This is a genomic window from Comamonadaceae bacterium OTU4NAUVB1 (assembly GCA_024372625.1).
Classification (GTDB): domain Bacteria; phylum Pseudomonadota; class Gammaproteobacteria; order Burkholderiales; family Burkholderiaceae_C; genus Variovorax.
The window spans coordinates 1,040,859-1,053,590 of record CP099605.1; the positions used below are offsets into that span (position 1 = coordinate 1,040,859).

The window sequence follows — 12,732 nt, forward strand, 5'->3', positions numbered from 1 at the left end:
TCGATGCAGTTGCCCGTGTTCATCGAGGCCCTCGCGGACGAAGGCTCGCCACGCCAGCGCCGTGCCATCGCCAAGGCGATCACGCTGCTGGAGTCCACGCGCGGGGATCACCGCGCGCAGGGCGACGAACTGCTGACGGCGTTGCTGCCGCGCACCGGCGCGTCCTTCCGCCTGGGCATCTCCGGCGTGCCGGGCGTGGGCAAGTCGACCTTCATCGAGACGCTGGGACTGTCGCTGATCGCGCGCGGCCATCGTGTGGCGGTGCTCACCATCGACCCGTCGTCGACCGTCTCCGGCGGCTCGATCCTCGGCGACAAGACGCGCATGGAGCGCCTGTCGGTGCACGAGCGCGCCTACATCCGGCCGAGTCCGTCGTCGGGCACGCTCGGCGGCGTGGCCGAGAAGACGCGCGAGGCCATGCTGGTGTGCGAGGCCGCGGGCCACGACGTCGTGATCGTCGAGACGGTCGGCGTCGGCCAAAGCGAGACGGCGGTCGCGGGCATGACCGACATGTTCGTGCTGATGCAGCTGCCCAATGCCGGCGACGACCTCCAGGCGATCAAGAAGGGCGTGATGGAGATCGCCGATCTGGTGGTCATCAACAAGGCCGACCTCGACCGCGACGCCGCCACCCGCGCCCAGGCGCAGATCACCTCGGCGCTGCGCCTGTTCGGCCACCACGGCAATCCGGCGCACGCCCAGGCGATGCGGGCCGCCCACGCGGCGCCCGGATCGCCCGAGGCGGAGGTCCGCTTCTGGCAGCCGCGCGTGCTGCAGCTGAGCGCGCTGGCGGGAACCGGCGTCGATGCCTTCTGGGAGGCCGTGTCGGACTTCCGGCGCCTGCAGGCGGCCAACGGCCGGCTCGCCACGCGGCGGGAGAAGCAGTCGCTCGCCTGGATGTGGGAGCGCATCGACACCGGACTCAAGCAGGCGTTCCGCCAGCATCCGCAGGTGCGCGAACTGCTGCCGCGCACCGTCGCGCAGGTCGCCTCGGGCGCGCTGCCGGCATCGACCGCCGCGCGCCAGCTGCTCGCGCTCGCACGCCAGGCGGCGCACGGCGGCCACGGCGAGGCGGTGCACCCGCCCGCGGGAACGGCTCCGGCGCCGGCGTCCGTGTCGACGGCCGATCCGCCGGGCCCCGGCCCGTCCTGATCCGTCCTTCCTCTTCTTTGTTCCTCCCACAAGACCAAGCGCCATGAAAGACATCCTCGAACAACTTGAAAAGCGCCGTGCCCAGGCCCGGCTGGGCGGTGGCCAGAAGCGCATCGACGCACAGCACAAGAAGGGCAAGCTGACCGCGCGCGAGCGCATCGAGCTGCTGCTCGACGACAACACCTTCGAGGAATGGGACATGTTCGTCGAGCACCGCTCGAGCGACTTCGGCATGGCCGACAACAAGATTCCCGGCGACGGCGTGGTCACCGGCTACGGGATGATCAACGGCCGCCTGGTGTTCGTCTTCAGCCAGGACTTCACCGTCTTCGGCGGCGCGCTGTCGGAGGCGCACGCCGAGAAGATCTGCAAGGTGATGGACCAGGCCATGAAGGTCGGCGCGCCGGTGATCGGCCTGAACGACTCGGGCGGCGCGCGCATCCAGGAGGGCGTGGCCTCGCTGGGCGGCTACGCCGACGTGTTCCAGCGCAACGTGCTCGCCAGCGGCGTGGTGCCGCAGATCAGCATGATCATGGGCCCGTGCGCGGGCGGCGCGGTGTACTCGCCGGCCATGACCGACTTCATCTTCATGGTGCGCGACAGCTCCTACATGTTCGTCACCGGCCCGGAGGTCGTGAAGACCGTCACGCACGAGGACGTGACGGCCGAGGAACTGGGCGGCGCGCTCACGCACACCACCAAGAGCGGCGTGGCCGACATGGCCTTCGACAACGACGTCGAGGCGCTGATGATGCTGCGCCGGCTCTACAACTACCTGCCGCTGAACAACCGCGAGAAGCCGCCGGTGCGCCCGAGCGGCGACCCCGCCGAGCGCGCCGACGCCTCGCTCGACACGCTGGTGCCGGACAACGCCAACAAGCCCTACGACATGCTCGAGCTGATCACCAAGGTGGTCGACGACGGCGACTTCTTCGAACTGCAGCCCGACTACGCGAAGAACATCGTCATCGGCTTCGCGCGCATGGAAGGCCAGAGCGTGGGCATCGTGGCCAACCAGCCGCTGGTGCTGGCGGGCTGTCTGGACATCCGCTCGTCGATCAAGGCGGCGCGCTTCGTGCGTTTCTGCGACGCCTTCAACATCCCGGTGATCACCTTCGTGGACGTGCCCGGCTTCATGCCCGGCACCAGCCAGGAGTACGGCGGCATCATCAAGCACGGCGCCAAGCTGCTCTACGCGTACGCCGAATGCACGGTGCCCAAGATCACCGTCATCACGCGCAAGGCCTATGGCGGCGCCTACGACGTGATGGCGTCCAAGCACCTGCGCGGCGACGTGAACCTGGCCTGGCCACGCGCGGAGATCGCGGTGATGGGCGCCAAGGGCGCCGTCGAGATCATCTTCCGCGAGGACAAGCACGATCCGGAGAAGCTCGCCGCGCGCGAGGCCGAGTACAAGGCCCGCTTCGCCAACCCGTACGTGGCGAGCACGCGCGGCTACATCGACGACGTGATCCTGCCGAGCGAGACGCGCCGGCGCATCTGCCGCAGCCTGGTCATGCTGCGCGCCAAGAAGCTCGAGAACCCGTGGCGCAAGCACGGCAACATCCCTTTGTGAACGACTGGCTCGCCCCCAGTCTTCGCGCACTTCGTGTCGCTTTGCCAACCCCCTACCGGGGGCAACACCAGCAGCCCGGCAAAGCCGGTTCTGCGCTGTTTCCCGAACAGACTCTCTGACGGACGGAACCATGTTTAAAAAAATCCTGATCGCCAACCGTGGCGAGATCGCCTGCCGCGTCATCAAGACCGCCCGGAAGATGGGCATCGCGACGGTGGCGGTGTATTCGGACGCCGACCGCGACGCGCGCCACGTGGAGCTGGCCGACGAGGCCGTGCACATCGGCGCGTCGCCCAGCCGCGAGAGCTACCTGCGGGCCGACCGCATCATCGAGGCGTGTCGCCGGACCGGCGCCGAGGCGGTGCATCCGGGCTACGGCTTCCTGTCGGAGAACGAGGCCTTCGCGCGCGAGGTCGAGGAAGCCGGCATCGTCTTCATCGGGCCGAAGCACCATTCGATCGCGGCCATGGGCGACAAGATCGCCTCGAAGAAGCTGGCCAAGGCGGCGAACGTCAACACCATCCCCGGCTGGAACGACGCCATCGAGACGGCCGAGCGCGCCGTCGAGATCGCTCGGGACGTCGGCTACCCGGTGATGATCAAGGCGTCGGCGGGCGGCGGCGGCAAGGGCCTGCGCGTGGCCTTCGACGACAAGGAGGCCTTCGAGGGCTTCACGGCGTGCCGCAACGAGGCGCGCAACTCCTTCGGCGACGACCGCGTCTTCATCGAGAAGTTCGTCGAGGAGCCGCGCCACATCGAGATCCAGGTGCTGGGCGACTCGCAGGGCCAGGTCATCTACTTGAACGAGCGCGAGTGTTCGATCCAGCGGCGCCACCAGAAGGTGATCGAGGAGGCGCCGTCGCCCTTCATCAGCGATGCGACCCGGCGCGCGATGGGCGAGCAGGCCGTCGCGCTGGCCAGGGCCGTGAACTACCAGAGCGCGGGCACGGTGGAGTTCGTGGTCGGCAAGGACCAGGGCTTCTACTTCCTGGAGATGAACACCCGGCTGCAGGTGGAGCATCCGGTGACCGAGTGCATCACCGGACTCGACCTGGTCGAGCTGATGATCCGCGTGGCCGCCGGCGAGCCGCTGCCGCTGACGCAGGCCGAGGTGAAGCGCGACGGCTGGGCCATCGAGTGCCGCATCAACGCGGAGGACCCGTTTCGCAACTTCCTGCCGTCCACCGGCCGGCTGGTGAAGTTCCAGCCGCCCCGGGAGACGATGTTCGCCGCCGACACGGCGCACCTGCACGGCGTGCGCGTGGACACCGGGGTCTACGACGGCGGCGAGATCCCGATGTTCTACGACTCGATGATCGCCAAGCTGATCGTGCACGGGCGCGACCGCGCGCACGCGATCGCGCGGATGCGCGAGGCGCTCGACGCCTTCGTCATCCGGGGCGTCGGCAGCAACATCCCGTTCCAGGCCGCGCTGCTCGCGCACCCGAAGTTCGTCGCCGGCGACTTCAACACCGGCTTCATCGCCGAGCACTACGGCCAGGGCTTCCGCGCCGAGGACGTGGTGCACGAGGACCCCGACTTCCTCGTCGCGCTCGCGGCCTTCATGCACCGGCGCTACCGGGCGCGCGCCTCGGGCATCAGCGGCCAGCTCGAGGGCCACGGCGTGAAGGTCGGCGAGCGTTTCGTCGTCGTCACCCTGGGCACCGGCGGCGAGAACGTCCACACGCCGGTCTCGGTCACCGACTTCAAGGGCAAGACCGGCTCCAGCGCGGTGCAGGTGGGCGACAGGACCTACCAGATCGACAGCGCGGCCCTGCTGGGCGACCCGCGCGTGGAGGGCGTCGTCAACGACCGGCCGTTCTTCGCCCAGGTCGAGCGCGGCGCGGGGCGCAACCCGCTCGCGCTGCGCGTGGCGCACCACGGCACGCGCATCGACGCCGTGGTGCTGTCGCCGCTGGGGGCGCGGCTGCACGCGCTCATGCCCTACAAGGCGCCACCGGACCTGAGCAAGTTCCTGATGTCGCCGATGCCCGGCTTGCTGGTGGAGGTGGCGGTGGCGCCGGGCCAGCAGGTGCAGGCCGGCGAGAAGCTGGCGGTCATCGAGGCCATGAAGATGGAGAACGTGCTGTTCGCCGCGCGCGACGGCGTCGTCGGCACCATCTCGGCGGCCAAGGGCGATTCGCTGTCGGTCGACCAGATCATCCTGGAGTTTGCATGACGGGCGCCGACGACACCCGGACGGTGACGCTGCACCGATCGCCCGCGACGACAACTGCGGCGGTCGCGACGCCGATGCGCTGGACGGTCGAGGCAATCCAGGCGTTGCTAGACAAGTCCTTCATGGACCTGCTGTTCCAGGCGCAGACCGTTCACCGCGCGCACTGGCCGGAGGGCACCATTGAGTTGGCCACGCTGCTGTCGGTCAAGACCGGCGGCTGCCCGGAGAACTGCGGCTATTGCCCGCAATCGGCCGAGTTCGACACCGGCGTCAAGGCGGAGAAGCTCATGGCGGTCGACGAAGTGCGCCGTGCCGCGCAGGCCGCCAAGGACGCGGGCGCGACGCGCTTCTGCATGGGCGCAGCCTGGCGCGCGCCCAAGGACCGCGACATCGAGAAGATCGCCGAACTGATCGTCGCCGTGAAGGACCTGGGTCTTCAGACCTGCGCCACGCTGGGCATGCTGGAGGCCCACCAGGCCGGCGCGCTACGCGATGCCGGCCTCGACTACTACAACCACAACCTCGACACCGCCCCCGAGTACTACACCGACGTCGTCAGCACCCGGGCCTACCAGGACCGGCTCGACACCCTGCGCCACGTGCGCGACGCCGGCATCAGCGTGTGCTGCGGCGGCATCGTCGGCATGGGCGAGGCGCCCGTGCATCGCGCCGGTCTGCTCGCCCAGCTGGCCAATCTGACGCCATACCCTGAATCGGTGCCGATCAACAGTCTGGTGCGAGTGCCCGGCACGCCACTGGCCGACAGCGAGCCGATCGATCCGCTGGACTTCGTGCGCGTGATCGCGGTCGCGCGCATCACCATGCCCCGGGCCCGCGTGCGACTGTCGGCCGGCCGCCAGCAGCTCGGCGACGCGGTGCAGGCGCTGTGCTTCATGGCCGGGGCCAATTCCATCTTCTACGGAGACAAGCTGCTGGTGACGGGCAACCCCGACGTGCGAGCCGATGTCGAGTTGCTCACCCTGCTGGGCCTGAAAGGCCATCGCATGTCGACATCCCCCGAGGTCGCTTCATGAATGCCGCATCGCGTCCCTTCAAGGTGCTGGGCATCCAGCAGATCGCCATCGGCGGGGTCGACAAGCTGCGCCTTCGCCGGCTGTGGGTGGACATGCTCGGGCTCGAGGTGACCGGCACGTTCAGGAGCGAGCGCGAGAACGTCGACGAGGACATCTGCGCCATCGGCGAGGGCCCGTTCCGGGTCGAGGTCGACCTCATGCAGCCGCTCGACCCCGACGGCAAGCCGGCGGTGCACACGACGCCGCTCAATCACGTCGGCCTGTGGATCGACGACCTGCCGGCGGCGGTCGAGTGGCTCGCGGCGCAGGGGGTGCGCTTCGCGCCGGGCGGCATCCGCAAGGGCGCGGCCGGCTTCGACATCTGCTTCCTGCATCCGAAGGCGAACGACGCGTTCCCGATCGCCGGGGAGGGCGTGCTGGTGGAGATGGTCCAGGCGCCGCCCGAGGTGGTCGGGGCCTTCGCGGCGCTGGCGGCGGGCGGCTCCAGCGCCCCCTGAGCCGCGCGCTTCAGGCCTCGCCGGTGTCGTGCGGGGCCGGTCGCGCCGCCGCCGCGCGTGCCAGCGCGGCTTCGATGATGGCGCGCTTGCGGGACGCCGCCGCGTCGGCATCGGCCACCGGCGGCACGGCATTCTCGGCGGTCACCCGGGCCCGACGCATCCGATGCACGCCGTACCGCCGGCGTGCCGCTTCGGCCTGCGTCGCCGACCAGGCTCGCCAGCCGCTTCGGCCGGGCGTCGCCACCTCCAGGGAGATGCAGTCGACCGGACAGACCGGGATGCAGAGTTCGCAGCCGGTGCAGTGCGCCTCCAGCACCGTGTGCATGTGCTTGTTGATGCCGAGGATGGCATCGGTCGGGCATGCGTCCAGGCAGAGCGTGCAGCCGATGCACCACGCTTCGTCGATGACCGCCAGGCTCCGGGGCCCTTCCTCGCCGCAGGCGGGGTCGAGCGGCGAAGGCCGCCGGCCCGTCACGGCCGCGAGGCGTGCGATGCCCTCGTCGCCGCCCGGTGGACAGCGGTCGATGGGCGCATTGTCCCGCGCGATGGCTTCCGCGTAGGCACGGCAGTCGGGATAGCCGCAACGCGTGCACTGCGTCTGCGGCAGGACGTCGTCGATGCGGTCCGCGAGCGGTCGCATCGACGAGGCCGGCGACATGGCGACGGTCCTGGTCAGGATCCGTCGCCGCCACGCCGGGTGGCGACGGCGGTCGAGGCCGCGGCACGCCGGGCCTTGGGGGTCGCCGTCGCCTTGGCGATCGCACGGACACCCGATGTCTTCGTCGCCGCCGCGCTGACGGCCCGCTTCGTCGCGGGCGTGCGGTCGTCGGCGGTGACCTCGGTGCCGGTCGCCGCGCGCACGGCCGTCCCGGTCGCCGACGTGAGCGCTTCGGCGCCCTTGGCGATGTCGTCGGCCATGGCCTGGATGAGTTCGGTGGTCCCGGTGGACACCGTGGCCTCGTCCGACGGCTGGGGCAGCGCGGCCTGCGCGCCGGGCGTGATGGCGGATGCCGCCGGCGCGGTGGCCACGGCGCGCTGGCGCTTCGCGGCGGCGACCCGGACGGTGGCCTTCGGACGCGATGCCGTGACGGCCTTCGCCGGCTCGGCCCGGGCCCTGGCCGGCGCGACCGCGGTCTCGGCCTTCTTCGCCGCCGGCGCCTTGCGGCTCACGCGCGCGCCCGCCTTCGCCTTGGGCGGGTCGATCTTGACCTTGTCCTCGGCCGTGACATCGGCCGCCTCCAGGGCGACGGCGCGCTTTTGCGACTGGTCGTGGGCCAGGATGAACGAGGTGACGGCCGGATAGACGATCTCGCGCCAGCGCCGACCGCTGAAGATGCCGTAGTGGCCCGCGCCCGGAACTTCGAGGTGGCGACGCTGGTTCTTGGTGATGCCGGTGCACAGGTCGTGCGCCGCGCGGGTCTGACCCGAACCCGAGATGTCGTCGAGTTCACCCTCGACGGTGAGCAGCGCGGCCTTGGTGATGTCGGCGGGCTTCACGCGCTCGATGCGCCCGTCGGGCGCCGTCACGTCCCATTCGCCCTTGACGAGCGAGAAGTCCTGGAACACCGTGCGGATGGTTTCCAGGTAGTAGTCGGCATCCATGTCGAGCACGGCGTTGTACTCGTCGTAGAACTTGCGATGGGCCTCGACGCTGGCGTCGTCGCCCTTGATCAGGTCCTTGAAGTAGTCGTAGTGGCTGGTGGCATGGCGGTCCGGGTTCATCGCCACGAAGCCGGTGTGCTGCAGGAAACCGGGATACACGCGACGGCCGGTGCCCGGGAAGCCTTGCGGCACGCGGTAGATGACGTTGTTCTCGAACCACTCGAAACTCTTGTTCATCGCCAGGTTGTTGACCGAGGTCGGCGACTTGCGGGCATCGATGGGGCCTCCCATCATCGTCATCGACAGCGGGATCTGCTCGTCACGGCTGGCCATGAGGGACACGGCGGCCAGCACGGGCACGGTCGGCTGGCACACGCTCACGACATGGCAGTTGCCGTATTCGGTCTGCAGGTGGCGGATGAATTCCTGCACGTAGGCGATGTAGTCGTCGAGGTGGAATTCACCTTCCGACAGCGGCACCGTGCGGGCGTTCTTCCAGTCGGTGATGTAGACCTTGTGGTCCTGCAGCATGGTGCGCACGGTGTCGCGCAGCAGCGTGGCGTAGTGCCCCGACAGCGGTGCCACGATCAGCACCACGGGCTGCTTCTTGAGCTTGCCCAGCGTCCTGGGCTCGTCCGTGAAGCGCTTGAATCGGCGCAGTTCGCAGAAAGGCTTGTCCAGCGCGATGGCTTCCTGGATGACGACGTCGCTGCCATCGACCTTCACGCTCTTGATGCCGAATTCCGGCTTCACGTAGTCCTTGCCGAGCCGGAACAGCAGGTCGTAACCGGCGGCCATGCGCTGGGCCATCGGCAGGTGCGACAACGGCGACTTGTCGTTGCTGTAGAGCTTCGAGGCGGCCTGGGCGAAGTCGGTGAGCGGCTCCATCAGGGACCGCTGGGCTTCATAGAGTTGATAGAGCATGGGGCTGGAACCTGTAGGAATGGAATCTGGTTGAAATTGTTGCAGTGCAATATATCAACATAACCGAGCCACATGGTAGGGGGCTGCCCCTAGCCAGGGGACAGGTTCCGGCCCGCGCCCGGGTCAGACGACCTTGGCGATGCTCTCGCAGACGTAGTCGATGTTCTTGCTGTTGAGGGCGGCCACGCACATGCGGCCCGTGTCGGTGCCGTAGACGCCGAACTCGCTGCGCAGGCGCACCATCTGGTCCTTGGTGAGACCCGAATAACTGAACATGCCGATCTGCGTCGTGATGAAGCTCATGTCCTGGGTCACGCCGGCGGCCTTCAGGCCGTCCACGAGCTTCTGGCGCATGGCCTTGATGCGGATGCGCATCTCGGCGAGCTCGCCCTCCCAGACCGCCCGGCGCGCCGGGTCGTTCAGCACGGCCGCCACCACGGCGCCGCCGTGGATGGGGGGGTTGCTGTAGTTGGTGCGGATCACGATCTTGAGCTGCGAGAGCACGCGCGCGGCTTCGTCCTTGTCGGCGCACAGCACCGACAGCGCGCCGACGCGCTCGCCGTAGAGGCTGAAGCTCTTGGAGAACGAGGTCGAGACGAAGAACGTCAGGTCGGCGTCGACGAACTTGCCGATGACCGCGCCGTCCTCCTGGATGCCGTTGCCGAAGCCCTGATAGGCCATGTCGAGGAACGCGACCAGGTCCTTCGCCTTGACGGCCTCGACCACACGGTCCCACTGCCCGGGCGTGATGTCGTAGCCGGTGGGGTTGTGGCAGCAGGCGTGCAGCACCACGACGGTGCCGGCCGGGGCCGCTTCCAGCGCGCCGAGCATGGCGTCGAAGTCGACGCCGCGCCGTGCCGCGTCGTAGTAGGGATAGCTCTCGACGGTGAAGCCGGCGTTGGTGAACAGCGCGCGGTGGTTCTCCCAGCTCGGATCGCTGATCAGCACCTTGGCCTCGGGACGCAGGCGCTTGAGGAAGTCGGCGCCGACCTTCAGGCCGCCGGTGCCGCCGATGGCCTGGACCGTGGCCACGCGGCCGGATTTCACGGGTTCGCTGTCGGCGCCGAAGACCAGGCCCTTGACGGCCGCGTCGTAGGCGGCGATGCCGTCGATGGGGAGGTAGCCGCGCGCGCTGGGCGCCTTCGACATGTCTTCCTCGACCGCGCGCACGCAGGCGAGCAGCGGCAGCTTGCCGTCGTCGTCGTAGTAGACGCCGACGCCGAGGTTGACCTTCTTGGGATTGCCGTCGGCGGCGTATTGCTCGTTGAGACCCAGGATGGGGTCGCGCGGCGCCATCTCGACGGCGGTGAACATAGACATGGGAAAAGGTCCTCAGGAGGGTTCGGATCGCCAACGAGGCCGGTCGGCCTCTGGCTCTGGCCCCGAAGCTGGATTAGGCTTTCAGGTTGCCTTGAATTTTACCGACCGCTCGCCAACTGACACGGACACGCCATGCCTCCCATCACCGAAGTCATCTCCCCGTCCCCAGCCGCCGATCCGACCGGTCCCTTCAAGGAAGGGACCTTCCTGACTTTTCCCGGGTCGCCTTTCGAGCTGTTCCAGCCCTATCCGCCGGCCGGCGACCAGCCCACCGCCATCGAGGGTCTGGTGGAGGGTCTGGAGAACGGCGAGGTCTTCCAGACCCTGCTGGGCGTCACCGGCTCGGGCAAGACCTTCACGATGGCCAACGTGATCGCGCGCATGGGCCGACCGGCGATCGTCTTCGCGCCCAACAAGACGCTGGCCGCGCAGCTCTACAGCGAATTCCGCGAGTTCTTCCCGAAGAACGCGGTCGAGTACTTCGTCAGCTACTACGACTACTACCAGCCCGAGGCCTACGTGCCGCAGCGCGATCTGTTCATCGAAAAGGACAGTTCGATCAACGAGCACATCGAGCAGATGCGCCTGTCGGCCACCAAGAGCGTCCTGGAGCGGCGCGACACCATCATCGTGGCGACGGTGAGCGCGATCTACGGCATCGGCACGCCCGAGGACTACACCCAGATGCGTTTCATCATGCGCGTGGGCGACGAGATCGGGCAGCGCGACGTCATCGGCCGGCTCATCCGCATGCAGTACACGCGCAACGAGCAGGACTTCTCGCGCGGCACCTTCCGCGTGCGCGGCGACACCATCGACGTCTTTCCGGCCGAGCACAGCGAGCTCGCCATCCGCATCGAGCTGTTCGACGACGAGATCGAGTCGCTCCAGCTGTTCGACCCCCTGACCGGCCGCATCCGCCAGAAGATCCCGCGCTTCACGATCTATCCGTCGAGCCACTACGTGACGCCGCGCGACAAGGTGCTCACGGCGGTCGAGGCGATCAAGCTGGAGCTCGACGCGCGCCTGAAGGAGTTCGTCGCGCAGGGCAAGCTGGTGGAGGCCCAGCGCATCGAGCAGCGCACGCGCTTCGACCTGGAGATGCTCGCCGAGATCGGCCACTGCAAGGGCATCGAGAACTACTCGCGCCACCTCTCGGGTGCCGCGCCCGGCCAGCCGCCGGCCACGCTGACGGACTACATGCCCAAGGACGCGCTGATGTTCCTGGACGAGAGCCATCAGATGATCGGCCAGCTCGGCGGCATGTACAACGGCGACCGCGCGCGCAAGACGACGCTGGTCGAGTACGGTTTCCGGCTGCCCTCGGCGATGGACAACCGGCCCCTGCGCTTCGAGGAGTTCGAGGCCCGCATGCGCCAGTGCATCTTCGTCTCGGCGACGCCGGCGCAGTACGAGAAGGACCATTCCGGCAACGTCGTCGAGCAGCTGGTGCGCCCGACCGGCCTGGTCGATCCGATCGTCGAGGTGCGTCCGGCCACGCACCAGGTCGACGACGTGCTCGGCGAGATCCGATTGCGGGTCGAGAAGAGCGAGCGCGTGCTCATCACCACGCTGACCAAGCGCATGGCCGAGCAGCTCACCGACTACCTGGGCGACAACGGCGTGAAGGTGCGCTACATGCACAGCGACGTCGACACGGTCGAGCGGGTGGAGATCCTGCGCGACCTGCGCCTGGGCGCCTTCGACGTGCTGGTGGGCATCAACCTGCTGCGCGAGGGCCTGGACATCCCGGAGGTGTCGCTGGTGGCGATCCTGGACGCCGACAAGGAAGGCTTCCTGCGCGCCGAGCGCAGCCTGATCCAGACCATCGGCCGCGCGGCGCGCAACCTCAACGGCCGCGCCATCCTCTACGCCGACCGCATGACCGATTCGATGAGGAAGGCCATCGACGAGACCGAACGCCGGCGCATCAAGCAGATCGCCCACAACGAGGCCCACGGCATCACGCCGCGCAGCATCGTGAAGAAGGTGCGCGACCTCATCGACGGCGTCTACAGCGAGCAGAGCGGGCGCGAGTCGGAAAAGCTGGAACTCGAGCGCGCCAAGGTCGAGGACATGAGCGAGAAGGACATCTCGCGCGAGATCAAGCGGCTGGAGAAGCTGATGCTCGAACACGCGCGCAACCTCGAGTTCGAGAAGGCCGCCCGGGTGCGCGACCAGCTCTCGATCCTGCGCGAGCAGGCCTTCGGTGCGGGCGGCGGCGACAACATCGCCGTCCTCTGAAAACGGTCGCGCTTCTCGCCTACGCCGACACGGGCCGGGAGGTGGGTTAACCCGAGCAGGACCGAGGGCCTTCTGGTATACTTGAGCGAATTAGTCAACAACAATAACTTCGCGATGAAGAGCCGGTTCCCGCCCCCGAGGCGAGGCGATCGGTAGAGGCGGAGACCGCGCCATCCGGGCCCTTGCGGGCTGGATGTCCATGTT

9 protein-coding genes are annotated in these 12,732 nt (G+C 68.4%); 6 read left to right on the forward strand and 3 right to left on the reverse strand.

Annotated features, from left to right (window positions below; translation table 11 throughout):
- The first annotated feature begins 3 nt into the window (after positions 1-3).
- The 5 genes from meaB (at position 4) to NF681_08270 (ending at position 6,438) form a co-directional block, all read left to right on the forward strand.
- Positions 4-1,152, forward strand: coding sequence for a methylmalonyl Co-A mutase-associated GTPase MeaB (gene meaB, locus NF681_08250; protein UST55153.1), 1,149 nt, complete (start codon positions 4-6; stop codon positions 1,150-1,152).
- A 43-nt stretch (positions 1,153-1,195) separates the two neighbouring features.
- Positions 1,196-2,728 carry an acyl-CoA carboxylase subunit beta gene (locus tag NF681_08255; GenBank protein UST55154.1) on the forward strand — a complete coding sequence of 511 codons (1,533 nt, stop codon included), beginning with the start codon at positions 1,196-1,198 and terminating at the stop codon, positions 2,726-2,728.
- Between the two features lie 130 nt (positions 2,729-2,858).
- Positions 2,859-4,907, forward strand: coding sequence for an acetyl/propionyl/methylcrotonyl-CoA carboxylase subunit alpha (locus NF681_08260; protein UST55155.1), 2,049 nt, complete (start codon positions 2,859-2,861; stop codon positions 4,905-4,907).
- Complete coding sequence (gene bioB / locus NF681_08265; GenBank protein UST55156.1) at positions 4,904-5,941, forward strand: biotin synthase BioB; 1,038 nt, start codon at positions 4,904-4,906, stop codon at positions 5,939-5,941. The genes NF681_08260 and bioB overlap by 4 nt, the downstream gene beginning before the upstream one ends.
- Positions 5,938-6,438 (forward strand): VOC family protein, encoded by a 501-nt coding sequence (locus NF681_08270; GenBank protein UST55157.1) that lies wholly within the window; start codon positions 5,938-5,940, stop codon positions 6,436-6,438. Before bioB ends, NF681_08270 begins: the two co-directional genes overlap by 4 nt.
- Positions 6,439-6,448: 10 nt before the next feature.
- On the opposite strand, the gene NF681_08275 is transcribed toward NF681_08270, so the two are convergent.
- The 3 genes from NF681_08275 to NF681_08285 form a co-directional block, all read right to left on the reverse strand.
- Positions 6,449-7,078, reverse strand: a complete 630-nt coding sequence (locus NF681_08275; GenBank protein UST55715.1) for an RnfABCDGE type electron transport complex subunit B — start codon at positions 7,076-7,078, stop codon at positions 6,449-6,451.
- A 32-nt stretch (positions 7,079-7,110) separates the two neighbouring features.
- On the reverse strand, positions 7,111-8,964 hold the full coding sequence (gene phaZ / locus NF681_08280) for a polyhydroxyalkanoate depolymerase (protein ID UST55158.1): 1,854 nt from the start codon (positions 8,962-8,964) through the stop codon (positions 7,111-7,113).
- Between the two features lie 123 nt (positions 8,965-9,087).
- On the reverse strand, positions 9,088-10,284 hold the full coding sequence (locus tag NF681_08285; GenBank protein UST55159.1) for an aspartate/tyrosine/aromatic aminotransferase: 1,197 nt from the start codon (positions 10,282-10,284) through the stop codon (positions 9,088-9,090).
- Positions 10,285-10,416: 132 nt separating this feature from the next.
- On the opposite strand from NF681_08285, the gene uvrB reads away from it, so the two are divergent.
- Positions 10,417-12,528: an excinuclease ABC subunit UvrB gene (gene uvrB / locus NF681_08290; GenBank protein ID UST55160.1), complete on the forward strand. Its 2,112-nt coding sequence runs from the start codon at positions 10,417-10,419 to the stop codon at positions 12,526-12,528.
- Positions 12,529-12,732: the final 204 nt, after the last annotated feature.

What these genes read in the sequence shown, in the direction of transcription:
- NF681_08275 (UST55715.1), bottom strand. Translation starts at nt 7,078, where the DNA reads ATGCGACCGCTCGCGGACCGCATCGACGACGTCCTGCCGCAGACGCAG.
- NF681_08255 (UST55154.1), top strand. Translation starts at nt 1,196, where the DNA reads ATGAAAGACATCCTCGAACAACTTGAAAAGCGCCGTGCCCAGGCCCGG.
- meaB (UST55153.1), top strand. Translation starts at nt 4, where the DNA reads ATGCAGTTGCCCGTGTTCATCGAGGCCCTCGCGGACGAAGGCTCGCCA.
- NF681_08260 (UST55155.1), top strand. Translation starts at nt 2,859, where the DNA reads ATGTTTAAAAAAATCCTGATCGCCAACCGTGGCGAGATCGCCTGCCGC.
- NF681_08285 (UST55159.1), bottom strand. Translation starts at nt 10,284, where the DNA reads ATGTCTATGTTCACCGCCGTCGAGATGGCGCCGCGCGACCCCATCCTG.
- NF681_08270 (UST55157.1), top strand. Translation starts at nt 5,938, where the DNA reads ATGAATGCCGCATCGCGTCCCTTCAAGGTGCTGGGCATCCAGCAGATC.
- uvrB (UST55160.1), top strand. Translation starts at nt 10,417, where the DNA reads ATGCCTCCCATCACCGAAGTCATCTCCCCGTCCCCAGCCGCCGATCCG.
- phaZ (UST55158.1), bottom strand. Translation starts at nt 8,964, where the DNA reads ATGCTCTATCAACTCTATGAAGCCCAGCGGTCCCTGATGGAGCCGCTC.
- bioB (UST55156.1), top strand. Translation starts at nt 4,904, where the DNA reads ATGACGGGCGCCGACGACACCCGGACGGTGACGCTGCACCGATCGCCC.